Consider the following 22,791-nt stretch of genomic DNA (forward strand, 5'->3'; position numbering starts at 1 on the left):
ACGGGTCAGCGATACGGTCTCTGCGGGCCAGGCGGGGGCGGTCTCAGGCCGCCTGCAGGTCGGCGACCTCGTGCCGGCTCAGCAGCCGGTCGACGTTCACCATCAGGATGATGCGCTTGGCGTCGGCGAGGTTGGCGATCCGCTCGACGGCGTTGTCGTCGTCCTGCGCGAGGTCCGGCGCCGGCACGATGGCCGAGCGCGGGATCTTCAGAACCTCCGAGACCGAATCAACGATGAAGCCGGTGCGCACCCCGGCGATCGCGAACACCATGATCCGCTGGCGGTCATTGCGCTCGGCATCCGGGAGCTGGAAGCGGCGCCGCTGATCGACCACCGGGAGCACCGCCCCGCGCAGGTTGACCACGCCTTCGATGAAGGCGGGGGTCCGCGGCACGTGGGTCAGCTGCTCGGGCACGCGGACGATCTCGTGCACCGCCTCGATCGGCACGCCGTATTCCTCGTCGGCGAGGCGGAAGACGACGAACTGCTCCTCCTCGTCGGCCCGTGTCACCTCGGTCCCGCCGCGCGTCTCCTGCATGATCCTCTCCTCGACGGCCAAGTCGCCGGACGATGGGCCGGACAATTGGGTGTTGGCGAACAGCCGGCCGGCCGACAGGATCGAGACGAGCCGCTTGCCGCCGTTGAGCCGGCAGATCGATTCGACCTCGCGGAGCGAGCCGCCATTCGCCAGCAGGTCCGGCAGCGGATCGACCACGGCGCGGGCCACCCGCAGAACCTCCTTCACGGTGTCGGTGACGATGCCCACCGCCGCCGCCTCGGTCCCCAGGGACACGACGACGATCCGGTTCTGCTCGCCGAGCGGCGCCGCCGGCAGGCCGAACAGGGTGCGCAGGCTCACGAGCGGCAGCAGCCGGTCGCGCAGGTTGATCACGCCGATCACGTGCGCCTCGGCGTTCGGCAATTCGCTGACGACCTCCGGCACCTGCACGATCTCCTGAACGTGCTCGATCGGCAGGGCATATTCCTGGCCGGCCAGTTCGAAGGAGACCAGCTGGATCTCGTCGGAGGCCGCGCCCTCCACCGCACCGCGCTCCGAGGTCGCGGAGCCGAACTCGATCGCATTGTCGACGGACCGCCCGCCTGTGGCGCGCCCCGATCCGCTCCGCTGCAGCAGGCGGCCGAGATCGATGATCATCACCATGCCGCCCGCCCGCTTGATCACCCCGGCGAGCAGATCGGCCTCGGCGCTGGCGGTCAGCCCGTCGGCCCCCTCGATCTCGCCGGCCTCGGCGGTGATCACGCTGGCCATCCGGTCGACCACGAAGCCGGACGTGCTCTCGTGACCGCCCCCTTGGCCGCCCCCTTGGCCGCCCCCATGGCCGCCCCCCCGGTTGATCACCACGACCCGGGTCGCGTCGTCGTGGCTCCGGTCGGGCAGGGAGAACAGCCGGCGCAGGCTGGCGACCGGCAGGACCGAGCCGCGCAGGTTGGCGAGGCCGGCGAGGGCGGGCGGCGCGAGCGGGACGTCGACCATCTCGGGCAGGCGGATGATCTCCTGCACCTCGGCGAGCGGCACCGCGTAGGTCTCCCGCTCGACGTGGAAGGTCACGAACTGCCGCACATGCGCGCCCGCCGACGGGTCTTCCGGTGCGATGGAGGCGAGGGCGTCGTTGGACATGGCGGGCTCCGGGCAGAGCTTTGTTCAAGGGACCGCCCCTGAAGGGACGGCCGGCATAGGCAGGCCTCGACGCCGCGGCGGCGCCGGCGGGCGGGCTTGGAACCGGACCCTGGGGCGGCGCCCCTACTCCTGGTTCTGCAGCTCGTCGGCGAGCGAGGCGACCTCCTCGATCGCGGCCGCCAGCTCTTCCGCGCCCTTCGCCTGCTCGCGGGCCGCCTGCTGGGACTCGGCGACGGCCTGGCTGCCCTGCTGCGCCGCCGCGGCGATCTGGTCGATGCCGCGCTTGGCCTCCTCGATGTTGCGCAGGATGATTTCGGAGCCCTGGAGGATCTTCCGGTTGCCGTCGAGCACGCCCGCCATGTCGTCGGCGGTCGTCTCCAGGTCGCGGGTGATCGCCTTGTTCTTCTCGACCTCGCTGGAGGCCGCCGCCGAGATCGCCTCCAGGTCGCGGCTCACCACCACGATCTGGTCCTGGATCGCCTTGACGAGGTCCTTGATCCGCTCGGCATTCTCGGAGGAATCCCGGGCGAGGTTCCGGATGTCGGTGGACACCACCATGAAGCCCTTGCCGAACTCGCCGGCCCGGGCCGCCTCGATCGAGCCGTTCACCGCCAGCATGTTGGTCTGGATCGCCACCGTGGTGATCGCGTCGACGATCTTGTCGATCTTCCGGCTCACCTGCTCCAGGCCATGGATCTGCTCGCGGCTCCTGTCGGTCTCCGCGAGCGACCGGGTCACGCCGGCCACCAGGGCGTCCACCCCGGCCCGGTTCTCCTGGAGCTGGCCGGTCACCGCGTTGCCCTTGTCCAGGGCCTCCTGGGCCCGGGCCTGGGCGATGCCCGCGCCCCGCTCGATCTGCGCGATGGCGGCCGCCGATTGCTGCGCGGCGGCGGTCTGCTGCTGGGCGCCCCGGTCGATCTGGTCGAGGGCCGTGGTGATCTGCGCGGCCGCCCGGTTGATCTCCTCCACCGCGGAGGACAGCTCCTCGGCCGCGGAGGCGACCTCCTCGGCGCTCTTGCCGATATCGGTGGCGTTCTTCAGCTCGTCGGCCAGCGTCGAGAGTTCGGTGGCGGCCTGCTCGCTCTCGCCGAGCGCCGTGCTCTGCTGCTCGATCGTCTTGAGCGATTCCTGGCAGGCGGAGGATTGCTCCTCGGCGGCCGCGGCGATCAGCTCGGCCCCCTTCTGCGCCTCGACGGCGCCCTTTTCGGCATCCACCGCGACGGTGGCGATGGCCTCGGCGCCGGTCGCGACCTCGACCATGGCGGCGCGCACGCTCTCGAGCTGCGCCGTGACCGCCTGGCCCTTCTCGACCTCCTGGCGGGCGCCCTCGGCCGAACGGTTGATCCCGTCGGCGATGACCTTCACGTCCTCCTGGATCCGGCCGATCAGCGCCTGGATCTCCTGCGCGCTCTTCTCGGAGGTCTCCGCCAGGGTGCGGACCTCGTCGGCCACCACCGCGAAGCCCTTGCCGTGCTGGCCGGCGCGGGCCGCCTCGATGGCGGCGTTCAGCGCGAGCAGGTTGGTCTGGTCGGCGATCCGGGCGACGGCGCGGACGATGTCGCCGATATTGGCGGCCTGCCGCTCCAGTTCGACGATCATCGTGACCGAGGCGGTCTGACGCTCGGCCGCGGTGGCGATCGAGGCGATGCTGAGCCGGATCTGCTGGCTCACCCCGGCGATCAGGGTCTGCAACGCCTCCGTCTTCTGGCGGGAAATCTCGGCTTCGGTGCGGGCCGTGCCGATCGCCTCCGACACCGTGGTCACGGCGCGCTGCGACTGCTCGGACGCGCCCGCCGCCTCCTCGGCCCCGGCGGCGATCTGCTCCATCGCCTTGCGCAGCTCCTCGGCCGCCGAGGACGCCTCGGCGATGCCGCTGGCGAGCTGAGTCGTGGCGGCGGCGATACGCTCGGCCGCCTTCTGCTGCTTGGCGAAGGTCCGGGCCCGGCGCCGGTTCTCCTCGTTGAGCCGCCCGAGCTGGCTGACGCTGGCCTGCTCGCTCTTCCGCACCGAGGTCTGGGGGCCGGGCAGGGCGGTTTTTTTCACGAGAGCCATGACGTCTTTCCGCTCATTTCAGGTTAGGGCCGCCCGCCAGCGACGACCGCGTAGAACGCTTACACGGCCAAGGTCATACGAAGCATCTGGTTTCAAATCAATAAACTGTTCGACGATTCTTTCGGATCGATGCAAAGCTGAACTCGGATTTACTTCAAAACAAATTGCATTTTTGTACAACAAAAATGACAAGCACATTCAAATATAACCAATTCCCCCATGGATTCCGCCTCAGTTCTGCTATTCATAAAGTTAGTCAGCTCAATATGATCGAGCGGGCTCAATCGCGCAGATGATGAATTTTTCCGCGAGGTCACGGAGACCGGCGCTTAGGTTAATACCCTCCGGCGGGGCCATGCCGGCGGGGAAGCGCGACGCCGGAGGGTCCGGACCGTGCCCCCGGCCGGATCAGCCGAATCGCACCGGGCGGTTGCGCATTCCCGCCGTCAGGCTTCCGCGCCGCCGCCCTGTACGAGACGAACGAAATTCTCGATCAGGGGCTGCTTCGCGCGGGTCCACAGGGCGTAGACGTCGGCGCGGATCGGCGGCCCCTGAAGCGGCACGTAGACCACGTCCGCATGTGCGAGCCGGGCGACGAATTCCGGGATGATGGCGACACCCAATCCGGCGGCGACGAGGCTCGTCAGGGATGCGGCCTCCACAGCCTGATGCGTGATGTTGGGCGTGAATCCCACCTCGACGCAGCGATCCCAGAGGTATTTCGCGAACAGCGAGTCCGCGAGGCGCAGGAACACGAACCGCTCGCCGGCCAGATCCGCCAAGCCGACCGCCGCGTCGGTCAACCCGTGGCCCCGCGGCAGCACGAGGCGCACGGTTTCCGCCCAAGCGCGCTCGCGGATCAGGTCGGCGTCGGGCGGCGGGCAGCGCAGGAAGCTGACATCAATCCGCCCGGCTTTGAGCAGGGCGATCTGCCGGTCCGGCGCCATCTCGTGGATGCGCAGGTCGACCGCCGGATGGGTGCGGGCGTAGGTGCGGATCGCCTTGGCGAGGGGGCCGGCCAGCATCGATCCGGTCAGGCCGACATTGATGATTCCGGCCGCTCCGGCTCCGATGGCGCGCGCCCGCTCGACCGCCGCGCCGGCCTGTTCCAGGATCGCGGTCGCCTGCGCCTGGAAGTCCAGGCCGGCCGGGGTCAGGGCGACCCGCCGCGTCGTGCGCGCGAACAGGGGCGTGCCGATCTCCGCCTCAAGGTCGCGGATCTGCTGGCTCAGGGGCGGCTGCGCGACCCCGAGGCTCTCGGCGGCGGTAGTGAAGCTCAGGTGCTTGGCGACCGCCAGGAAGTAGCGCAGGTGCCGGAGTTCCATCGCCGATTTCTAGACACCATCCGTCTCGATGCCAACGAAACAGATATTTGACGTCTGGATCGACCGGCGGAATGGTGGCGCGCAGCGTCGGCGCCCGGCCGACCGGCCGACCGGCGCGTCGCCGGCACGCCTCGGTCATCCGCCCACGCCATCGGAGCCGAACGGCCCGGGGACGGACCGGCCCGAGCACACCAGGGAGGTTGCGATGAGGCGATTCTTCGCGTCGCTGTTCGGGCAGGTCGTGGCCGCCCTCGTGCTCGGCATCGTGGTCGGCATGGTCTGGCCGGGCTTCGCGGTCGCGCTCAAGCCGCTGGGCGACGCCTTCATCAAGCTCATCAAGATGGTGGTGGCGCCGCTGGTCTTCGGCGTCGTCGTTCACGGCATCGTCGGTGCCGGCGACCTGCGCAAGGTCGGCCGCGTCGGCCTGAAGGCGCTGATCTACTTCGAGGCGGTGACGACGATCGCCCTCCTGCTCGGCCTCGTCCTCGCCTACCTGTTCGCCCCCGGCCACGGGATGAACATCGATCTCGCCACCCTGGATGCCAGGGCGCTCGCCGGCTACACGGAGCGCGTCGGGCAGGTCACCGGCACGGTCGATTTCCTGATGCGCCTCGTGCCCACGACCTTCGTGGATGCCTTCGCCAAGGGCGACATCCTGCAGGTCCTGATCCTCGCGATCCTGTTCGGCGCCGGGCTCGCCCTCCTCGGCGAGCGGGGCCAGCCGCTCGCCGACGGCCTGGAGCGCATCACCGAGGTTCTGTTCAAGATCGTCGGCTTCATCGTGCGGCTCGCGCCCCTCGGCGTGCTGGGTGCGGTCGCCTTCACGGTGGGGCGGTACGGGATCGGCTCGCTGAAGCAGCTCAGCCTGCTGGTCGTCCTGTTCTACGCAGGCGTCGCGTTCTTCGTGCTCGTCGTCCTCGGCGGCATCCTGCGGATGGCCGGATTCAGCATCGTCAAGCTCCTGGCCTATCTGCGCGAGGAGCTGACGGTCGTGGCCGCCACCGCCTCCTCCGACTGCGTCCTGCCGCAGGTGATGCGCAAGCTGGAGCGGCTCGGCATCAAGGATTCGACGGTCGGCCTCGTGATCCCGACCGGCTACTCGTTCAACCTCGACGCCTTCTCGCTCTACCTGACGCTCGCCACGGTCTTCATCGCCCAGGCGACCAACACGGATCTCGCCTTCGGCCACCTGATGCTGATCCTCGGCATCGCCCTGCTGACCTCGAAGGGCGCTCATGGGGTGCCGGGCTCCGCCATCGTGGTCTTGGCCGCGACCCTGTCGGCGGTGCCGGAGATCCCGGTGATCGGTCTGGTGCTGGTCCTGTCGGTGGATTGGTTCGTCGGCATCGCCCGGGCGCTCGGCAACCTGATCGGCAATTGCGTGGCCACGATCGTGGTCGCCGCCTGGGAGGGCGACATCGACCGGGCGCAGGCCCACCGCGTCCTGAACGGCGAACAGACCACCGACACGGCGGCGATCCTGGACAGGCCGGCCGCCGCGCCCCAAACGGCCTGAACGCCGCCGGAGAATCGCGATGACCCAGACGCCCTACAATCCCCCCTGCGGCGGCCTGCCGGCGCAGACGACGCTGATGACCGGCCGCGCGGTCTTCACCGAGGCCTACGCGGTGATCCCGCACGGTGTGATGAGCGACATCGTCACGAGCTTCCTGCCCGGCTGGCACGGGACGCGGGCCTGGATCCTGGCGCGGCCTTTGTCGGGCTTCGCCGAGACCTTCGCCCAGTACCTGATGGAGGTCGCCCCCGGCGGCGGCAGCGAGTCCCCCGAGCCCGACGCGCAGGCCGAGGGCGTGCTGTTCGTGGTGGCGGGCGGCCCGAGCCTGGAGCTGGCGGGCGAGGTCCACACGCTGCGTCCCGGCAGCTACGCCTACCTGCCGCCGGGCGCCTCCTGGCGGCTGCGCAACGGCGGCGCCGCGCCGGCCCGGTTCCACTGGATCCGCAAGCGCTACGAGCCCGCGCCGGGCCTCGGCGTGCCGGACGCCTTCGTGACCCACGAATCGGAGGTCGAACCGGCCGCCATGCCGGGCACCAACGGCGCCTGGGCCACGACCCGCTTCGTCGCGTCCGACGACCTGCGCCACGACATGCACGTCACCATCGTCACGATGCAGCCGGGCGGGACGATCCCGTTCGAGGAGACGCACGTGATGGAGCACGGCCTGTTCGTGCTGGAGGGCAAGGCCGCCTACCGGCTCAACCGCGACTGGGTCGAGGTCGAGGCGGGCGACTTCATGTGGCTGCGCGCCTTCTGCCCGCAGGCCTGCTACGCAGGCGGCCCCCGCCGCTTCCGCTACCTGCTCTACAAGGACGTCAACCGGCATCCCGCCCTGGCTTCTTTGCGCGGGACGGGGCGATGAGGATGGCGCCCGAGAACCGATCCATCACGGCCGAGCCCCTGACGGAGGCGGCCTTCGCGCCGTTCGGATCCGTGATCGATACGACGGCGGTCGCGCCGCGCCCGATGAATGGCGGCATGGCGCGCCGCTTCCACGATCTCGCGGCGATCGAGGTGACGGGGGAGGGCGCCCGCGCGGTGATCGGGCTCGTCGAGGCGGAGCCCTATCCGCTGCCCCTGCGCCTCGGCCTCGTCGAGCGGCATCCGCTCGGCGCCCAAGCCTTCGTCCCGTTGAGCCCTGCGCCGTTCCTGGTCGTCGTCTGTCCGGACGCGGGGGGCGAACCCGGCCGGCCGCAGGCCTTCGTCACGACCCGGCCGTTCCAGGGGATCTGCTACGCGCGCGGCACGTGGCACGGCGTGCTGACGCCGTTCGGAGCGCGGCAGGATTTCGTGGTGATCGACCGCGGCGGACCGGGCGCGAATCTTGTGGAACACACCTTCGCGCAGCCCTGGACGGTGCACCTTCCGGGCACCATCTGACGGCCGGTTACGGATTGGCGGTCTCGTCGGCGGTCTCGGGCTCCTCCGTGAAGGTGAACACGACCGCACCGGTCCGCTCGCAGACGACATTCACCGAGGTCGCGCCGTTCTGCGCTTGCTGAACCGGGAGCTGAGCCTTGGCATGGGCGATGGCCGCCTCCAGATCGCAGGGCCACAGCTTGGTGAAGCTCACCCGCTTCCCCTTCCGGAACGAGATCCTGTAGGCCCTCGCACCCTCCATCGTTGACTAACCATACACCCTGCGAGCAGGGCGAACGCCCGCCCGCAGGGCATGGCAACGATGCGCGGCGAGCGGAGGGGCGCGCTCACGACAATCGTCGAGCCGGATATTAGCGATTCGGCAACGCGGCGGCGACGACCCGCCTGGCGGCCGACGCCGCCGGGACGAGGCGCGGCGTCGTCACGAGTTCGGAGGCCGGACGCGTGGCGGCCGTGGTCCGGGCCTGCTCACGGTACAGCGGCGGCGTCAGGGTGAGGGCCTCGTCGGCGAGCGCCGCACCGGTCATCGGGGCGGCACCGGGGGCGGCGATGAGGGCGGCGAGAACAAGGGTGCGAAGGGTCATGATGCTCAATCCTCTCGAAGGCCGGGTCACGGCCCGGCGTCGAGGAGACATTTACGTTGCAGAGCAACATGATCCAAACAGATCGTATCGATATCTAAAATTGATGACATCAATAACGGGCCGGGCGGTCCCGTCGTTTCTCCCGCCAGATCCGAGACATGCCCCATACCGGTTCCGCCGCCCCGGGACGATGGCAGCTGAGAGCCACCGAGGCGGGCACCGCCCCGCCCCCGGACCCAGCCGGTCAGCCAGCGGGCAGGCCTCCGAAGCACGCCTCGGGATCGCTCCCGAGGCGCCGCAAGCAGGCGCGGCCGTGAAGGATAAAACGGGAACATTGCCACGGGATGGCCGGCACCTCTCCAGGAGAGATGCGCGCTTCCGTCAGCGCAGAGGGGGAGGGAAAGACCCGCGCGTCTGATTCCGGACAAATCTCAGTGCTGCATCGGCTGGGTCATCGGCTGATGGGGCGTCGCCGAGTTCGGCATGGCTGCATGGGGCATGGCCGGCATCATGTTGGCATTCATGTTGCTCATGATCCAGACCGAGCCGCCGACCACCAGCACCACGAACAGCACGCCGAAGGCCAGCGCCATGACGTTGTTGGTGTTGTCCGGCCCCGTGGTGATGTGGAGGAAGAAGACGAGGTGCACGCCCATCTGGGCGATGGCGAAGATGAGGATCGCCACGGGCACGGCCGGCGCCCAGACGACCTTGGTGTGGACGATCGCGAAGGAGCAGAGCGTCAGCAGGACCGCCAGGGCGAGGCCGATCAGATAGCCCCGGATACCCTTGCCGATATCCTCCTCGCCGTATTCCTCGCCCGGGGCGAGGTCGGTCTGGTGCCGGTCGAGTTCGTGCGCCCCGGCCTGATCCGCATGGCTCATGTGATCGACCCCATCAGGTAGACGATGCTGAAGACCCCGACCCAGACGATGTCGAGGGCGTGCCAGAACAGGGCGAAGCACAGGGTCCGGCGGACGATGTCGGACCGGAACCCCTTGGTCAGCACCTGGGCCATCATGGTGAGCAGCCAGAGCAGGCCGACGGTGACGTGCAGACCGTGGCAGCCGACCAGGGTGAAGAAGCTCGACAGGAAGGCGCTGCGGGACGGCCCGATGCCCCGGGCGATCAGGTCGGCGAATTCCATCACCTCCAGGGCGACGAAGCCCGCGCCCAGGCAGAAGGTCACCGCCATCGCGACCTGGAAATACAGCATCCGGCGGGCGCCGAGCGCGAGGCTCGCCATGCCGCAGGCGAAGCTCGACAGGAGCAGCAGCCCCGTCTCCAGGGCGGTGTTGGTGAGGTCGAAGATCTGCGGACCCGTCGGGCCGTCCGAGACGCCCCCCTGCAGCACCGCGTAGCTCGCGAAGAACGACGCGAACATCACGATGTCGCTGAGGATGAAGATCCAGAACCCGTAGGCGACGACGATGCGCTTCGGCGAGGGGCCGCCGGTCCCGCGCCCGGTGGCGCGGGATTCGCCGCGTCCGTCCCGGCCGTGGCCGAGATGGTTGGGATCGCCGCGGAACGCGGTGACGGAGCCGGGGGATGCGGTGGCGCTCATGCCGCCCTCCGCTGCCCGATGCCCTGGAGCGCCTCGAGCCGGGTCGTGCGGTTGGCGCGGTTGACCTTGGCGACCTCGGAGGCCGGGATCTCGTACTCGACCGTGTCGCGCCAGGCGAAGACCACGAAGGTCAGGAAGGCGCCGACGAGGCCCGCGGCGGCGAGCCACCAGATGTACCAGATCATCGCGAAGCCGATCAGCGTGGCGAAGAAGGCGCAGATGAACCCGGTCGCGCTGTTGAGCGGCATCTCGATCGGCGCGTAATCCGGCTCCTCGCGCAGGCGCAGCTGCTCCCGGGCGCGGCTCTTGATCGCCCAGTAGGCCTCCTCGCCGTGGACCTCCGGCAGGGCCGCGAAGTTGAAGACCGGCGGCGGCGAGGCGGTGGCCCATTCGAGCGACCGGCCGTCCCAGGGATCGCCGGTGACGTCGCGCAGCTCTTCCCGACGGCGGATCGAGACCACGAGCTGGATGATCGTGCAGGCGACGCCCGCGATCATCACCACGATCCCGAAGGCCGAGACCAGGATCCAGGGCCGCCAGTCGGCCACGTCGTAGTGCTGCATCCGGCGGGTCATGCCGAGCAGTCCCAGCCAGTAGAAGGCGCCGAAGACGATGACGAAGCCGGTGATCCCGAACCAGAAGGCGGCCTTGCCCCACCATTCGTCGAGCCGGAAGCCGAAGGCCTTCGGGAACCAGTAGGTGTAGCCGGCAAACGCCGCGAACAGCACGGCCGAGACCATCACGTTGTGGAAGTGGGCCACCAGGAACATGCTGTTGTGGAGCACGAAGTCGGCGGGCGGAATCGCGAGCAGCACGCCGGTGGCGCCGCCGACCACGAAGGTCACCATGAAGCCGAGCGACCACAGCATCGCGCTGGTGAGCCGGACCCGGCCCCCGTACATCGTGAACAGCCAGTCGAAGATCTTCACGCCGGTCGGCACCGCGATGATCATCGAGGTGATGGCGAAGACGCCGTTCACGTCGCCGCCTGGGCCCATCGTGAAGAAGTGGTGCAGCCACACCGTGAACGAGAGCAGGCAGATCGACATCGTCGCCAGCACCATCGAGCGGTAGGCGAAGAGCGGCTTGCCCGAGAAGGTCGAGATCACCTCCGAGAACACCCCGTAGGCGGGCAGGGCCAGGATGTAGACCTCCGGGTGTCCCCAGGCCCAGAACAGGTTCATGAACATCATCGAATTCCCGCCGTGGGAATCCGTGAAGAAGTGGAATCCGAGATAGCGGTCGAGCGACAGCATCGCCAGCGTCGCGGTGAGGATCGGGAAGGCCGCGACGATCAGCAGGCTGGCGGCGAGCGCCGTCCAGCAGAACATCGGCATGCGCAGGTAGCTCATGCCGGGCGCGCGCATCTTCAGGATGGTGGTGACGAAGTTGATCCCGGTCATCAGCGTGCCGACGCCTGAGATCTGGATCGCCCAGAGGTAGTAATCGACGCCGACGCCGGGCGAGTAGGTCATCTCGCTGAGCGGCGGGGCCGGCCACCAGCCGGTGCGGGCGAACTCGCCGACCACCAGCGAGGCGTTGACGAGGAGCGCCCCCGAGGCGGTGAGCCAGAAGCTCACGGAATTGAGGGTCGGGAAGGCCACGTCGCGCACGCCGAGCTGGAGCGGCACCGCGAAGTTCATCAGCCCGATCATGAACGGCATCGCGCCGAAGAAGATCATGATCACCCCGTGGGCGGAGAAGATCTGATCGTAGTGCTCGGGGGGCAGGTAGCCCGCGGCCCTGTAGGCGAAGGCGTGCTGGGAGCGCATCAGGATCGCGTCCGAGAAGCCCCGGATCAGCATCACCAGCGCGAGCAGGCAGTACATGACGCCGACCCGCTTGTGATCGACGCTCGTGATCCATTCGCGCCAGAGATAGGGGAGGTGCCCGGCGAGCACGATCCAGGCGATGACCCCGAGGACGATGGCGACCACCACCGCCCCCGCGATCAGCGGGATCGGCTGGTGGAGCGGGATCGCTTCGAGGGTGAGCTTACCCAGCATGAATCGTCGTCCTCGCCGTCGGGAGCCGCGTGAGCCGGATTTCGGAGCGCCTGTCAGGCCCCGCCCTTGGGCCGGACGTTCTCGACGCCGCCCGCCGCCGGTCCTGGCCCGGGGGGCACGGTCTGGGCGACGATGCCGTCGAACAGGCCGGGCTCGACCGAGCCGAAGCTGCGCGGCGGGTCGGCGATGCTCTGCTTGGTGAGTTCGGCGTAGGCGGCCTTGTCGAGGGCAGCGCCCGAGCCCTTGGCCCCGTTGACCCAGGCGGCGAAGTCGGAGTCCGAGACCGCCCGCACGGGGAAGTGCATGTCGGCGAAGCCGTCGCCGCTGAAATGGGTCGACAGGCCGTGGAGCTCGCCCGCCTGATCGGCCATCAGGTTGAGCGTCGTGACCATGCCGCGCATCGTGTAGATCATGCTGCCGAGCTTGGGCACGAAGAACGAATTCCAGACGCTGCTCGACGTCAGCTTGAAGGTGACCGGGGTCGCGGCCGGCACGACCAGTTCGTTGACGCTGGCGACCCCCTGGTCGGGATAGAGGAACAGCCATTTCCAATCGAGGGAGACCACCTGCACCTGGAGGGGCTTCCTGTCGGATTCGAGCGGCACCGCCGGGTCGAGCCGGTGTGCGCCGATCCAGGCGATCCCGCCCAGGAACGTGATGGTCAGGAACGGCACCGACCAGACGACGAGCTCGATCCGGCCCGAGAAGGCCCAGTCGGGCCGGTAGAGGGCTTTGGGGTTCGATTCCCGGTACCAGAGCGCGAAGATCACCGTGGCGATCATGGTCGGCACGATGATCGCCAGCATGATGATCGTGGCGATGATCAGGATGTTGGCCTCGGCCGCCCCGACCGGGCCCTTCGCGTCGAGGAGGTTGTGCTGCTGGCAGCCCCCGAGGAGCGCCGGCGCCGCGGCGACCAGGAGGAGGCGGAGCGGAGGGACGGAACGGATCTGCATCGCGCGTCAGGCCACGGAGCAGCGGGCGGTGCCGCGCGAAGTCAGGGCCGGGACAGCGTCCATGCAGAGCCTCCGATCAGGTCCCGGACGCCCTGGGGCGACCGCTGGGGCGCTTCACCGGCCGAACCAGCCGCCACCGCGGCCGCCCCGGCGGGACGCCCTGGACGAGACCCGAGGTACAGCAGCCGTCCCCCCGTAGAAATAACATCGTTTGTTGAGGCGAATATTTTCATACGAACATAGATCATTACTATATGGCCAAGCTTATGCCCGAGCAGCATAGATTTGTCCGCCATTTTCAACATGCGACAAGGCACGCGCGGCCGCGACGCGCCACCCTGGTGCCCCGCCCGTCGCGAGACCGTTCCATGCCGCAGACCTCCCCATGACCGGGCAAGCCGACGCGCTCCTCCTGGCGGCCGCCTTCACGTTCGGCTGCGCCGCGCTCTACGAGATGCGGCTATGGGTCCGGGACCTTGCCGGCATCCTGCTGCGCGTGGCGCTCTGCCTGGCACCGGTGGTGATCGCCGTCGCGCTGTCGCGCCTGCCCGCGGCTCAACGGCCGAGTTCGACCGGGATGCTCAGGTCGGCGACGCCCGCGCTGCCCAACAGACCGGCCGGCGGCGCGGAGAGCGGGCCGACGCCCCGGACGGCGCGCAGCGCCCGCTGATCGAGCGCCGGGGAGCCCGAGCTGCGCTCGACCTCGGCGCGCTGCAACGCCCCATCGGCACCGATCTCCACATGGACCACCACGGTGCCGGCCCGCCGCCCGGACCCCGCCCGCCGCTCGGCGCGGTCCGCGGCATCGATCCGCGTCACGAGGTCCGAGAGCCAGGCACGCGCCGCCGGCCCGGGCATCGCCCCGACCGGAGACGCGCAGGTGGCGAGGACCAGACCGAGAAGGAGGGTCCGGCGGGCGGGGACAAGCGATGGCATGCGGGAACGGCGGCTCCTGGCGCGCGTGACGGTTGCATCACCCTACGCGTGCAAGGTTGCCTGGCGCGACCCGGTCAGCAATCAGGAGATTGTGGCCGCTCTCCGGCCCCGCGGCCCGGCCGCGGCCAGCATGACCTCGTCGGTGCCGACCTCCAGGCCGGTATAGCCCAGCATCTCGGCGAGCTGGGTCCGGGCCCGCCAGACCCGGCTCTTCACGGTGCCGATCCGGCAGCGCATGACCTCGGCGGTCTCCTCGTAGGTCAGGTTCTCGATCGCCACGAGCACCAGCGCCTGCCGCATCGACGGCGCCAGCCGGTCGAGGGCGGCGCGCACGTCGCTCAGGTCGAGATGGCCGCCCTGCTCGGGCAGCGACACCATCCGCTCCGCCTGCTGGCCGTCCTCGTCCTGCACCTCGCGGCCGCGCTTGCGGTGCTCGTTGTAGAACTGGTTGCGCATGATCGTGAACAGCCACGCCTCCAGATTCGTGCCCGGCGCGAAGCTGGCCCGCGAGCGCCACGCCCGCAGCAGCGTGTTCTGCAGGAGGTCGTCGGCCCCGACATGGTTGCGCAGCAGCGAGCGCGCGAAGCGCTGCAGGTTCGGCACCAGGCGCAGGAGGGCGGCCTGGAACTCCGCCTCGCGGCCGTCCTGGGCCTTGCCGAAGGCTGCGTCCAGCAGCGTCAGGAGATCGGCGAAGCGGTCCGCGATGGCCGGTTCGACCGCATCCTGCGCGTAGGTCACGGCCAGCAGATGACCCAGGTGAGACTGGACGCTGTCCGGGAGTCGGGGAACCTGCGGGGCGAGTGTATCGCCGTCGGTCGCGTCTTGAAGCATGATCGCCGATCGCCTGGGAGGAATAAGAGTATCGGTCCGGGCATTAGGACCCGGTTCCGGAACAATCGCCGCAACATAGATCAGCCAAGGTCGAGATCTTAAGATTGATCCATGATGCACCGACTGCTAATCCGAGCTGAAGGACGGTCCGTGGGCACGACTTGGATACGGATGTGCCTCGCGAAAACCTGTCCCGTTCCGCGCCGCATCTAGCCACGGGCGCGGACGAACATTGCGGCGACGGCCGGCGAACCTAGCTAGACCGTATCGCTGCAGCCGGACGCCGAACTCGGGACTTCACCTATGACACGCCTGTCCGACCTCGAAGACGATCCGGCCTTCCAGCAGGCCGTCCTGGCGGTGCGCGGCGCGGCCAGTACCCTGAGCGGGCGGGCCGTGACGTTGGAGGAGGCGCGCTTCCTCGTCGGCATCGCGCTGACCACCTTCGCGCATGCCGGCGGCCTGGGCGAGGCGAGCCGGCAACGCCTCGCCCGCTTCTCGGAGACGGTCGAGCCCGGCGCCGTGATCGAGACGCTCACGCGGCACTGAGCGCGGCGGCCCGTCCGCCCTAGCGCGTCTCCGCCAGGCCGGCCCGCAGGACGCGCAGGAGATCCTCCAGCACCGCCTCGCGATCCTGCGGCTGGGCCGCCAGGGTGAGGCTCGCCGCGAGGTGCTGGCCGATGATGAGGAGCCCCACCTCGCGCAGCGCGGCGGTGGCCGCCCGGATCTGCTGGATCTCGTCGAGGCAGTACCGGTCCGCCTCGATCATCGCCCGCAGGCCCCGGACCTGCCCCTCGATCCGCCCGAGCCGCCGGATCAGCGGCGCGCGCTCCGCCTCGGTGCGGGCCAAGTATACACGACCATCGACGAATGTGGCGCTCGTCACCGTTCTGCGACCTGCCTGTCTCGTTCGCGGCGGGGACGATCCGGGTGCCGTGACCCGGATCGCCAGGAGATGACGGTGCTCCGGAGCGCCCCGCCGTCAGCCGATCTGCTGGGTCTCAGCCCCGCTGTCGGGACGGGCCGGCCCGAGGACCGGCTCCTCGCCCATCGGCTGATTCTGGACGACGCTGTACTGGCCCTTGCCGTCGAGCGAGGGTCCCTCGGTCCAGCGGCCGGCCGGGGGCGGCGTGCCGTCCGCCGCAGTCGCGAAGAAATTGTAGTTGAACTTCTGGTTCTCCTTCTCCTGCGGGAAGGAGTTCGGGATCGGCAGCGTCCCTTTGTGGCCGCCCAGTTCCTCGATCACCGCCAGCCATTGCTGCTGGTGCATCGTGTCCCGGGCGATGAGGAAGCTCCACATGTCGCGCATGCCGGGATCGTTGGTGGCGTTATACAGACGCGTCGCCAGGACACGGCCGGTGCTCTCGGCGGCGACGTTGCAGTACATGTCGGCCGCGATGTTGCCGCTGGCGTAGATGTGGCTCATGTCGAACGGCACGCCGTCGCAATTGGCCGGGAAGGCCGCCATGCCGGTGGAGAGCAGGTGCCGGTGCAGCATGCCCTCGGCGACGTGGCGCGGGTTCTCGCCGCCCATCACGGCACCGACGATCGCGTCGGCCGCTCCGGCCTCCTGGACCTTGGTCGGGGCGGTCTCGAGATTCATCGCGACCGCGGTGGCGAGCATCTCGATATGGCCGATCTCCTCGGTAGCCGTGTTGAGGAGCATGTCGCGGTACTTCGTGGTCGGGGCGCGGTTGCCCCAGGCCTGGAAGAAGTACTGGAACGCCACGCGGATCTCGCCCTCGATGCCGCCGATCGCCTGCTGGAGCATGCGGGCGTAGACCGGATCGGGGCTCTCGACCTTGACCGGATACTGCAGGCGCTTGTCGTGATAGTACATGATGTCTGTCCCTCGCGAGAGGCACGGCGCGCTCAAGCCCACCGCACGATCGGGCGCGGGCCCCGTACTCCACGGGAGCATCGGGCCTCGCACCCTGTCCAACCCGGGCTCAGGAGATCGGTTCAGTCGAAGGACGCAGTTGGAACGATTTAAGTGCCCGGCATCCGATTTTACGCCATGAAATCAAGGCATAATTTTTTTATAGGCCGCTATTTTCACGCAAGAAGACGGCGCTTTAGCTCGGTAACATAGGTTTACACCCATCGATCCATGTTGGCGGCGGGCGCGTCGTCGAAGCTTGGGCGCACAATAGCCTGATGGAAGCCTTGCCGGTGGGTCATCCGGCTCCCGCCCGAAGGCGCATCGTATATCGGCCCGTCGCGGCGCGGAGGCTTGCACGCGGAGCGGCCGGCGCGGATCCGGGTCCCACGCCCGCAATCGAACCGCAGCGGCAACCGCTGGAACAACGCGCTCTCGAACGGCGCGATACTTGTGTGTCCGGTCGCGGACATTGCACCGAATATCGGATCGACCGGCGGTCCAATTACACTCTACCGACTTGTATACGGAGATGCCTCGTTCCGGGAACGCGTGAAAACCCAAGGCGCCGCATCGACAACAGCTTGGAGTGCTTCCAATGCTCACTGCCCAGAGCGCCCCCTTCGCCCTGGTACGAATGACCCGTCCGGCGGCCCCGGAGGGTTTCGCGCGAACGTTCGGCCTGCCCATGCGCGAACGGGCCATTCCCAAGCAGCACGATCTGCTGCTGCCCGGCGCCGAGCCGGATGTCGCCCATCTGCTGCTCGCCGGTCATGCCTGCCGCAACCGCATGCTGCGGGACGGGCGCCGGCAGATCACCGCCATCCTGATCCCGGGCGACATCTGCGATCCGGAGGCGATCCTGGCACACCGCACCGAATACGCGGTCAATACGCTCACGCGATGCACGGTGGGCGAAATCCCCCTCGCGCGGATCGGCACGCTCGATCATCAGGACCTGTTCGCCATCCTCAGCCATCGCCTGCGCCGCGAGGAGGCCATCGCCCGGGAATGGATCGTCAGCCTGGGGCGGCGTGTCGGAATCGAGCGGATGGCGCATCTCCTGTGCGAGTTGCGCTGGCGGCTGGCGGCCGTGGGCCTCGCCACCGAGGACAGCTTCGAGTTGCGGATCACACAGAGCGACTTCGCCGACGCCCTGGGCTTGACCCCGGTCCACGTCAACCGGGTGCTGAAGGGCCTGCGCGACGGCCGGCTGATCCATCTGCGGGGCGGCCAGCTGACGCTCCTCGATCGGCCGCGCCTCGAGAAGCTGGCCCAGTTCGACCCGACCTACCTCGAACTTTGGGCCAATCCCGCCTGATCCGCCGCGGCGCAGCCCCGGCTCACAGCAATCCGGCCCGACGGGCCAGCATCACGACGAAGGCGAGGCAAGCGGCCGCCGTGACGATCAGCATGGCGACGTTCGTCCAGAACCGGCCCGGCCGGCTGGACCCGTCGATCCCGCTGGCGCGGAGCCGAACCCATGGCACGTAGAGATAGAGCGCGATCAGGGTGAGGATCAGGAACGCGAAGGTCGGCAGCCGGCCGCTCGCGAGCGCGGCTCCGGCCAGGACGGCCCAGCCGAGCACGAGGCTCACCATCGTGAACAGGGCTGTCGTATTCACGGTCCTCTCGGTCCTTCCAGCGAGTCAGTGCGGCGCGGCCGATCCGGCGCCCCGGGGGCGCCGCAGCCCCTGACGGGATTCCCCTTCACCCCGCCCGGAGGCCGGACGGCGCGCCCGCCCCGGCGCAGTTCCCGTGCCCGGGCAGGCACTTCCATGCCGATATGGCGAGAGTGTGTGTCTTTCGGGTCCGATCGCCACAGCGCGCGGCCTGTCGCCGGGGCGAGAGCCCGGGTCGCGACGCGGCCGTGCTGGGCGCCCGACCGCGTCGCGGTATAACCGGCTCCGCGACACCGGTCCGCGCGGCGCGGGCGGTCGCCCCCCTCCGGTGCCGGAACAGGATGACCGTGACACGGACGCTCCCCCTCTCATGCCTCGCCGCCGTCGCGGCGCTGTTCGCCTCGGCGGCCCAGGCGGGCTGGCAGGGGCCGGAGGCGCAGCCCCTGTTCGTCAACGAGGTCAATCCGAGCGGGTACAACTACGCCCCGAGCCTCATCACCGAGGGCGGGACGACCGACATCTGGTGGTGCGGCCAGGGCAAGACCGACGTGATCTTCCACCGGACCTACACCGCTCAAGGCGGCTTCTCGCCGGCGCAGGTCGTCTTCCAACCCACGCCGGGGTCCTGGAACCGCCAGTATGTCTGCGATCCGAGCGTGATCAGGGGCCGCTTCCGCAATCCCGCGGACGGCCAGCCCTATGCCTACGCCATGTACTATTCGGGCGCCGACAACCTGCCGGGCCACAACAACCACACGGGTCTGGCCTTCTCCAACGACAAGGTGACCTGGGTCGATTATCCCGAGCCGGTCATCGCCCCGCTCAATCCGGCGGTCGCCCAGGGCAATTACGGCGCCGGGCAACCCGCGACGATCAACCTCGACGGCCGCTCCAGCCTGCTCGTGTTCACCACCGACCTGACCGGCCCGCAGGGTGTGGCGGGTTTCGGCGATCTCTACGTGCGGCGCACCGCGGACGCGGTCCATTTCGACCCGCCGGTCCGGGTGCCCAACCGGGCCGGCGACGGTGCCACCATCAATCCGAATTCCGATTTCGGCTACGATGCGTCCTCGGGCGACATCTACGTGATCACGGGCCTGCCGGGGCGCAATTGCCAGCAGGTCGCCTGCAAGGATCCGGCCCGCAACCCCGACCGCGAGACCTATCGGATGGGTCTCTACCGGATGCCGCTGAAGGCCCTGCTGAGCGGCGCGCCCGCGACCTGGACCCCGGTCGGCTCTCTGAACTCGGACGTGACGGGGTTCTACCTCAATCACAGCCCCGGCTTTCAGCGCGATCCCTTCGGCCGCCTCACGCCGTTCCTGCCGACCATCACGGTCTATTTCTCCGGGGGCGACCCCTATCCGGGCACCTGGCGGATCGCCGCGGCGACCGAGACTCCGTCCGCCGACCGGGCGCCCCTGAAGCGGGCGGTCGGACCGGGCGGGCACTGGGTCACGACCGGCTACATCGCCCCGGGCTACACGCTGGAAAGAGCGGTCGGGACGCTGTTCCTCCTTCCGAGGCCGGGAACCGCCCAGCTCATGAGCTGCCTCGCCGGCACGGATCACTTCCTCAGCCGCGATCCGAACTGCGAGGGCCGGACCCCGCTGGGGCAGACCGGCTATCTCTACGAAGCGGCGCAGCCGGGCAGCCATCCGATCTTCCGATGCCTCGCCGGCGGCCGGGACCACTTCGTGTCGACCGACGCACGATGCGAGGGGCAGGCGACCGAGGGGCTGCTCGGCTACGCGCTCGACTGAACCGCACGACGCTGCCGGAGGCGCCCCGGTGCGGCGTTGCGACCGGGAACAGTGCCGAGCGCGCGGCCTTTCTGACGGTGACCTCGGCGTGCGCCGAAAACCTGTCCCGGAGAGGCCCCTGATGCTGACTTTCTCACGTGGCGCGGCAGCCCTCGTCGCCTGTCTCGTCGCGGGGCCGGCCTTCGCGCAGGGCAAGCCCCTTCCGCCCGCGGCGAGCGATGCGACGCCGCCCGTGGAGCTGACCGTCAGCCTGAAGGATGGCAAGCCGGTCTGCGATCCGGCCGAACTGCGCCTCCCGGCGGATACGAACGTCGTGCTCCACATCAGGAGCAGCGCCGACGCCCCCGTAATCCTCACCGCGCCCGGCCAGTTCGAGAACGGCCTCGTCCAGCATTCGGACGGGGATCTCGTCCACGTGGAGAGCGAGAAGGGCTACACGATCAAGCAGAACGGCCAGGGCACGCTGCGCCTGCGGACCATGAAGGCCGGGCAGGAAGAGTATGCCTGCACCAGCATCCGCAACCAGGGCGCGCCCTTCAAGGGGAAGCTGATCCTGGTCCCGCCGGCCCATTGAGGCTCGGCGAGACGCATGAGCGGCGGATGACGACGGCCTGCGTCCACTATGTCGGCTTCCGGGACGACCGCTACTGGAATGCCGTCCGGATCTTCGGCGGCCCCCGGGTCATCCATCGCCGCTGGGACTTCTACGCCACCCGCGATGTCGGCCCCGACGACATCGTGGTCTTCGCCGAGGGCGACGAGACGCAGCCCCTGGCCGAGCGAAACGCCACCGACATCGACGAGCGCTGGCTCTGAGATCGGCGTCACCGCGCACACGGCGGGTGGGGCGGCGGCCGCTTTCCTGTTGACGATCTTTCCCTGTCGACGCTATGGGCGCCCGCCCCGCCGTGGCGCAAGCGCGGCGGCATGGTTCTCGACCGCTCTAAACGACCATGATTCCTTATGAAACCTGCCCAAGGGGGAGCCTGTTTAACGGACCGTTAACGATCCTCGGCGCTGGTTCATTACAGTCCAAGGAGCCTGTTCCATGATCTCAACAAGTCTCCTCGTCGTGATCAGTGCCGCGCTCAGCGCGGCCGCGGCGGGCGCCGTGAGCGATCGGAACGCCCGCAGCCGATAGGGAGGCGACGGCCGGCGGCCCGGCGCCGGCCGGCTTCCAACCTCCTTCAAACGGGTGATGTGGCTTGGCGTGCGCCGTGGCCGCATGGCGCCTCCCAACCCCAATGGCCGACTCAAGCCCGCTTCGCTCGCCGGAGCGGGCTTTTTCACGTGCCGGGGCCGAGGCGACGATGCGCGAACGCCGCCGAGCCGGCTTCGCGGCGGTCGCGGTCCAGGCACGGCCGGCCAGACCGCCGGCGCCACGCGCGTGGCGGGGACCTGCACGGCGGAGGAGGGCAAGCCCCTCGCTTCACCGGCCTGAGCCGGGCCGGCCCATCGGCAAAGGCCGTTCAGGTCCCGAGGCCCGAGGTCGGCCTCTGCGGCGGGAGCGGGGGGCGCGCGATGCGGGAGCGGGGCGACGGCGATTCACGATCCCCCACGGCCGGACCACCGGATCCGGCCGCCGAATCCGCCGAGCGGGCCGGTTCCGGCGCTGCGGATCGCGGCATGTCGCGGTCGGCGCTGGCATTGCCCGTGCCGGGCGCGGGGAGCGCACAGGGCTCGCCGCAATTGCTGACCACAGCCTCGTGAGTCCGGCCGTCGATCGCCGCCGAGACGATGCAGCGCGGCGGATGATAGACCAGCTCGTACTGGAACTTGCCCTGATCGTCGGATTCGGTGCGGAATCGACCGTCCAGCACCACCGGCATGTGCGGCTGATCGGTCGTGCCGACCACGTAGAGCCGCCCCGTCGCGATCGCCGCGATGGTGATGTCGGAGGCTGCCTGCGCGGAACCGCAGATCATCAGGGCCGCCGCGCCCGCCGCGGCGATCGATGTCAAATGAGCCAACCGGCCGACCTCCTGACCCACTCCCAACCGAGATGTCCTGGCCCCGTGGCGGCACCGTCGGGGGAAGCGACGCCGTCTGCCTCGACCACCGCAACGAAGATCCGGCAGGCTTTGCTCCATCGGGCGGTGCCTGCCGCGCAGTGCGGAGGCCGCAGCGCGGATCGAGGGATCCCGTCCGGAGCCATCGCGCCGCGATAGAACCCGCCAGGGAGCCCCCAAGGGAGAAGCCGCCCCCGGAGGATCGCGTGCAGTCAGGACCGCTTCACGGCGCCCAGGCTCCGCGTCAGATGCACGACCACGTCGTCGCCCATCGGCGGCGCCCCGGCGGACGGCGCCTCGGCGCCTTCCAGGCGGCGGGCGACCTCCATCACGACATGCTCGACCGAGTGCGGCCAGGGCACCCCATGGTCCAGCAGCATCCGGGCCGCGCGGACGAGCATTCTGAACTGCTCGGGCGGGATCGACGTGCCCGCCGCATGCTGATCGAGGATGCGATCGGCGATCGCCGCCGCCAGCCCGGCAACTTCGGCCATCTTGTCTGGCTCATCGCCGGGATCTGCCATATGCGTGGGACCTTCGCCTCTGGCGCTCGGTGCGGATCCAGTCCGGCTCCGGAGCGACCGATCTCCCAGGTGCCGGTTCGAGGCTCGAAACGGGCTCTCGCGCCTGACGAGCGGCCGCACGACCGCGGCTCTACGGGACGTGACCTCCACGATTGTCCCAAGTCCAATAAACAGGCGCGGCGGAAGAGTTCAAGCGTCAGTCCCC

Annotated in this window: 24 protein-coding genes; 8 read left to right on the plus strand and 16 right to left on the minus strand. The window is 69.2% G+C overall.

Annotation, left to right across the window (positions count from 1 at the left end):
- Positions 1–43 precede the first annotated feature (43 nt).
- The 3 genes from FVE89_RS25580 to FVE89_RS25590 all read right to left on the minus strand — a co-directional run bounded on the left by FVE89_RS25580 (position 44) and on the right by FVE89_RS25590 (position 5,016).
- A complete protein-coding gene (locus FVE89_RS25580; protein ID WP_161392964.1) occupies positions 44–1,639 on the minus strand; it encodes a chemotaxis protein CheW in 1,596 nt (531 codons plus the stop codon).
- A gap of 123 nt (positions 1,640–1,762) precedes the next feature.
- Positions 1,763–3,691 (minus strand): methyl-accepting chemotaxis protein, encoded by a 1,929-nt coding sequence (locus FVE89_RS25585; RefSeq protein ID WP_161392965.1) that lies wholly within the window; start codon positions 3,689–3,691, stop codon positions 1,763–1,765.
- A 446-nt stretch (positions 3,692–4,137) separates the two neighbouring features.
- The gene (locus tag FVE89_RS25590; protein ID WP_161392966.1) at positions 4,138–5,016 is read right to left on the minus strand and encodes a LysR family transcriptional regulator; all 879 of its coding nucleotides are present in this window, start codon (positions 5,014–5,016) and stop codon (positions 4,138–4,140) included.
- A gap of 205 nt (positions 5,017–5,221) precedes the next feature.
- Here FVE89_RS25590 and FVE89_RS25595 point away from each other — a divergent pair, with 205 nt between their 5' ends.
- From FVE89_RS25595 to FVE89_RS25605, 3 genes are read left to right on the plus strand one after another with little or no spacing between them, the layout of a single operon-like run.
- Complete coding sequence (locus FVE89_RS25595) at positions 5,222–6,532, plus strand: dicarboxylate/amino acid:cation symporter (protein ID WP_161392967.1); 1,311 nt, start codon at positions 5,222–5,224, stop codon at positions 6,530–6,532.
- Between the two features lie 19 nt (positions 6,533–6,551).
- Positions 6,552–7,394 carry a bifunctional allantoicase/(S)-ureidoglycine aminohydrolase gene (locus FVE89_RS25600; RefSeq protein ID WP_161392968.1) on the plus strand — a complete coding sequence of 281 codons (843 nt, stop codon included), beginning with the start codon at positions 6,552–6,554 and terminating at the stop codon, positions 7,392–7,394.
- Between the two features lie 2 nt (positions 7,395–7,396).
- Positions 7,397–7,912, plus strand: coding sequence for an ureidoglycolate lyase (locus tag FVE89_RS25605; RefSeq protein WP_161393105.1), 516 nt, complete (start codon positions 7,397–7,399; stop codon positions 7,910–7,912).
- A 7-nt stretch (positions 7,913–7,919) separates the two neighbouring features.
- Here FVE89_RS25605 and FVE89_RS25610 read toward each other — a convergent pair whose 3' ends face one another.
- The 8 genes from FVE89_RS25610 to FVE89_RS25645 form a co-directional block, all read right to left on the minus strand.
- Positions 7,920–8,105, minus strand: coding sequence for a hypothetical protein (locus FVE89_RS25610; RefSeq protein ID WP_348644734.1), 186 nt, complete (start codon positions 8,103–8,105; stop codon positions 7,920–7,922).
- 157 nt (positions 8,106–8,262) lie between these two features.
- Entirely contained in the window at positions 8,263–8,496 is a 234-nt protein-coding gene (locus FVE89_RS25615) for a hypothetical protein (protein WP_161392970.1), read from the minus strand.
- Positions 8,497–8,927: 431 nt separating this feature from the next.
- A complete protein-coding gene (gene cyoD, locus FVE89_RS25620; protein ID WP_161392971.1) occupies positions 8,928–9,380 on the minus strand; it encodes a cytochrome o ubiquinol oxidase subunit IV in 453 nt (150 codons plus the stop codon).
- Entirely contained in the window at positions 9,377–10,060 is a 684-nt protein-coding gene (locus tag FVE89_RS25625) for a cytochrome (ubi)quinol oxidase subunit III (protein ID WP_161392972.1), read from the minus strand. The genes cyoD and FVE89_RS25625 overlap by 4 nt, the downstream gene beginning before the upstream one ends.
- The gene (locus tag FVE89_RS25630; protein WP_161392973.1) at positions 10,057–12,066 is read right to left on the minus strand and encodes a cbb3-type cytochrome c oxidase subunit I; all 2,010 of its coding nucleotides are present in this window, start codon (positions 12,064–12,066) and stop codon (positions 10,057–10,059) included. The genes FVE89_RS25625 and FVE89_RS25630 overlap by 4 nt, the downstream gene beginning before the upstream one ends.
- A gap of 53 nt (positions 12,067–12,119) precedes the next feature.
- Positions 12,120–13,022: a ubiquinol oxidase subunit II gene (gene cyoA, locus FVE89_RS25635; protein ID WP_161392974.1), complete on the minus strand. Its 903-nt coding sequence runs from the start codon at positions 13,020–13,022 to the stop codon at positions 12,120–12,122.
- 555 nt (positions 13,023–13,577) lie between these two features.
- Positions 13,578–13,958: a TonB family protein gene (locus FVE89_RS25640; RefSeq protein ID WP_161392975.1), complete on the minus strand. Its 381-nt coding sequence runs from the start codon at positions 13,956–13,958 to the stop codon at positions 13,578–13,580.
- An 81-nt stretch (positions 13,959–14,039) separates the two neighbouring features.
- Positions 14,040–14,789, minus strand: a complete 750-nt coding sequence (locus FVE89_RS25645) for a sigma-70 family RNA polymerase sigma factor (protein ID WP_161392976.1) — start codon at positions 14,787–14,789, stop codon at positions 14,040–14,042.
- Between the two features lie 303 nt (positions 14,790–15,092).
- On the opposite strand from FVE89_RS25645, the gene FVE89_RS25650 reads away from it, so the two are divergent.
- Positions 15,093–15,338: a hypothetical protein gene (locus tag FVE89_RS25650; RefSeq protein ID WP_161392977.1), complete on the plus strand. Its 246-nt coding sequence runs from the start codon at positions 15,093–15,095 to the stop codon at positions 15,336–15,338.
- Positions 15,339–15,357: 19 nt separating this feature from the next.
- Here the strand turns inward: FVE89_RS25650 and FVE89_RS25655 are convergent, their stop codons facing one another.
- Positions 15,358–15,675, minus strand: coding sequence for a metal-sensitive transcriptional regulator (locus FVE89_RS25655; protein WP_161392978.1), 318 nt, complete (start codon positions 15,673–15,675; stop codon positions 15,358–15,360).
- A 96-nt stretch (positions 15,676–15,771) separates the two neighbouring features.
- Positions 15,772–16,629, minus strand: coding sequence for a manganese catalase family protein (locus tag FVE89_RS25660; protein ID WP_161392979.1), 858 nt, complete (start codon positions 16,627–16,629; stop codon positions 15,772–15,774).
- 637 nt (positions 16,630–17,266) lie between these two features.
- Here FVE89_RS25660 and FVE89_RS25665 point away from each other — a divergent pair.
- A complete protein-coding gene (locus FVE89_RS25665; protein ID WP_161392980.1) occupies positions 17,267–17,989 on the plus strand; it encodes a Crp/Fnr family transcriptional regulator in 723 nt (240 codons plus the stop codon).
- 22 nt (positions 17,990–18,011) lie between these two features.
- Here the strand turns inward: FVE89_RS25665 and FVE89_RS25670 are convergent, their stop codons facing one another.
- Positions 18,012–18,293 carry a hypothetical protein gene (locus FVE89_RS25670; protein ID WP_161392981.1) on the minus strand — a complete coding sequence of 94 codons (282 nt, stop codon included), beginning with the start codon at positions 18,291–18,293 and terminating at the stop codon, positions 18,012–18,014.
- Between the two features lie 344 nt (positions 18,294–18,637).
- Between FVE89_RS25670 and FVE89_RS25675 the strand changes: the two genes are divergently transcribed.
- The 3 genes from FVE89_RS25675 (at position 18,638) to FVE89_RS25685 (ending at position 20,869) form a co-directional block, all read left to right on the plus strand.
- Positions 18,638–20,053, plus strand: coding sequence for a hypothetical protein (locus FVE89_RS25675; RefSeq protein WP_348644736.1), 1,416 nt, complete (start codon positions 18,638–18,640; stop codon positions 20,051–20,053).
- A 121-nt stretch (positions 20,054–20,174) separates the two neighbouring features.
- Positions 20,175–20,627: an anaerobic typically selenocysteine-containing protein gene (locus FVE89_RS25680; RefSeq protein WP_161392983.1), complete on the plus strand. Its 453-nt coding sequence runs from the start codon at positions 20,175–20,177 to the stop codon at positions 20,625–20,627.
- 26 nt (positions 20,628–20,653) lie between these two features.
- Entirely contained in the window at positions 20,654–20,869 is a 216-nt protein-coding gene (locus tag FVE89_RS25685; RefSeq protein WP_161392984.1) for a hypothetical protein, read from the plus strand.
- A 653-nt stretch (positions 20,870–21,522) separates the two neighbouring features.
- Here the strand turns inward: FVE89_RS25685 and FVE89_RS25690 are convergent.
- Positions 21,523–22,023: a hypothetical protein gene (locus tag FVE89_RS25690; protein WP_161392985.1), complete on the minus strand. Its 501-nt coding sequence runs from the start codon at positions 22,021–22,023 to the stop codon at positions 21,523–21,525.
- A gap of 251 nt (positions 22,024–22,274) precedes the next feature.
- The gene (locus FVE89_RS25695; protein ID WP_161392986.1) at positions 22,275–22,586 is read right to left on the minus strand and encodes a hypothetical protein; all 312 of its coding nucleotides are present in this window, start codon (positions 22,584–22,586) and stop codon (positions 22,275–22,277) included.
- Positions 22,587–22,791: the final 205 nt, after the last annotated feature.

The organism is Methylobacterium sp. 2A (genome assembly GCF_009806555.1).
Lineage (GTDB): Bacteria > Pseudomonadota > Alphaproteobacteria > Rhizobiales > Beijerinckiaceae > Methylobacterium.

What these genes read in the sequence shown, in the direction of transcription:
- FVE89_RS25695 (WP_161392986.1), bottom strand. Translation starts at nt 22,586, where the DNA reads ATGGCAGATCCCGGCGATGAGCCAGACAAGATGGCCGAAGTTGCCGGG.
- FVE89_RS25625 (WP_161392972.1), bottom strand. Translation starts at nt 10,060, where the DNA reads ATGAGCGCCACCGCATCCCCCGGCTCCGTCACCGCGTTCCGCGGCGAT.
- FVE89_RS25590 (WP_161392966.1), bottom strand. Translation starts at nt 5,016, where the DNA reads ATGGAACTCCGGCACCTGCGCTACTTCCTGGCGGTCGCCAAGCACCTG.
- FVE89_RS25615 (WP_161392970.1), bottom strand. Translation starts at nt 8,496, where the DNA reads ATGACCCTTCGCACCCTTGTTCTCGCCGCCCTCATCGCCGCCCCCGGT.
- FVE89_RS25600 (WP_161392968.1), top strand. Translation starts at nt 6,552, where the DNA reads ATGACCCAGACGCCCTACAATCCCCCCTGCGGCGGCCTGCCGGCGCAG.
- FVE89_RS25680 (WP_161392983.1), top strand. Translation starts at nt 20,175, where the DNA reads ATGCTGACTTTCTCACGTGGCGCGGCAGCCCTCGTCGCCTGTCTCGTC.
- FVE89_RS25640 (WP_161392975.1), bottom strand. Translation starts at nt 13,958, where the DNA reads ATGCCATCGCTTGTCCCCGCCCGCCGGACCCTCCTTCTCGGTCTGGTC.
- cyoA (WP_161392974.1), bottom strand. Translation starts at nt 13,022, where the DNA reads ATGCAGATCCGTTCCGTCCCTCCGCTCCGCCTCCTCCTGGTCGCCGCG.
- FVE89_RS25665 (WP_161392980.1), top strand. Translation starts at nt 17,267, where the DNA reads ATGCTCACTGCCCAGAGCGCCCCCTTCGCCCTGGTACGAATGACCCGT.
- FVE89_RS25595 (WP_161392967.1), top strand. Translation starts at nt 5,222, where the DNA reads ATGAGGCGATTCTTCGCGTCGCTGTTCGGGCAGGTCGTGGCCGCCCTC.
- FVE89_RS25580 (WP_161392964.1), bottom strand. Translation starts at nt 1,639, where the DNA reads ATGTCCAACGACGCCCTCGCCTCCATCGCACCGGAAGACCCGTCGGCG.
- cyoD (WP_161392971.1), bottom strand. Translation starts at nt 9,380, where the DNA reads ATGAGCCATGCGGATCAGGCCGGGGCGCACGAACTCGACCGGCACCAG.
- FVE89_RS25650 (WP_161392977.1), top strand. Translation starts at nt 15,093, where the DNA reads ATGACACGCCTGTCCGACCTCGAAGACGATCCGGCCTTCCAGCAGGCC.
- FVE89_RS25630 (WP_161392973.1), bottom strand. Translation starts at nt 12,066, where the DNA reads ATGCTGGGTAAGCTCACCCTCGAAGCGATCCCGCTCCACCAGCCGATC.
- FVE89_RS25605 (WP_161393105.1), top strand. Translation starts at nt 7,397, where the DNA reads ATGGCGCCCGAGAACCGATCCATCACGGCCGAGCCCCTGACGGAGGCG.
- FVE89_RS25685 (WP_161392984.1), top strand. Translation starts at nt 20,654, where the DNA reads ATGACGACGGCCTGCGTCCACTATGTCGGCTTCCGGGACGACCGCTAC.
- FVE89_RS25585 (WP_161392965.1), bottom strand. Translation starts at nt 3,691, where the DNA reads ATGGCTCTCGTGAAAAAAACCGCCCTGCCCGGCCCCCAGACCTCGGTG.
- FVE89_RS25660 (WP_161392979.1), bottom strand. Translation starts at nt 16,629, where the DNA reads ATGTACTATCACGACAAGCGCCTGCAGTATCCGGTCAAGGTCGAGAGC.
- FVE89_RS25645 (WP_161392976.1), bottom strand. Translation starts at nt 14,789, where the DNA reads ATGCTTCAAGACGCGACCGACGGCGATACACTCGCCCCGCAGGTTCCC.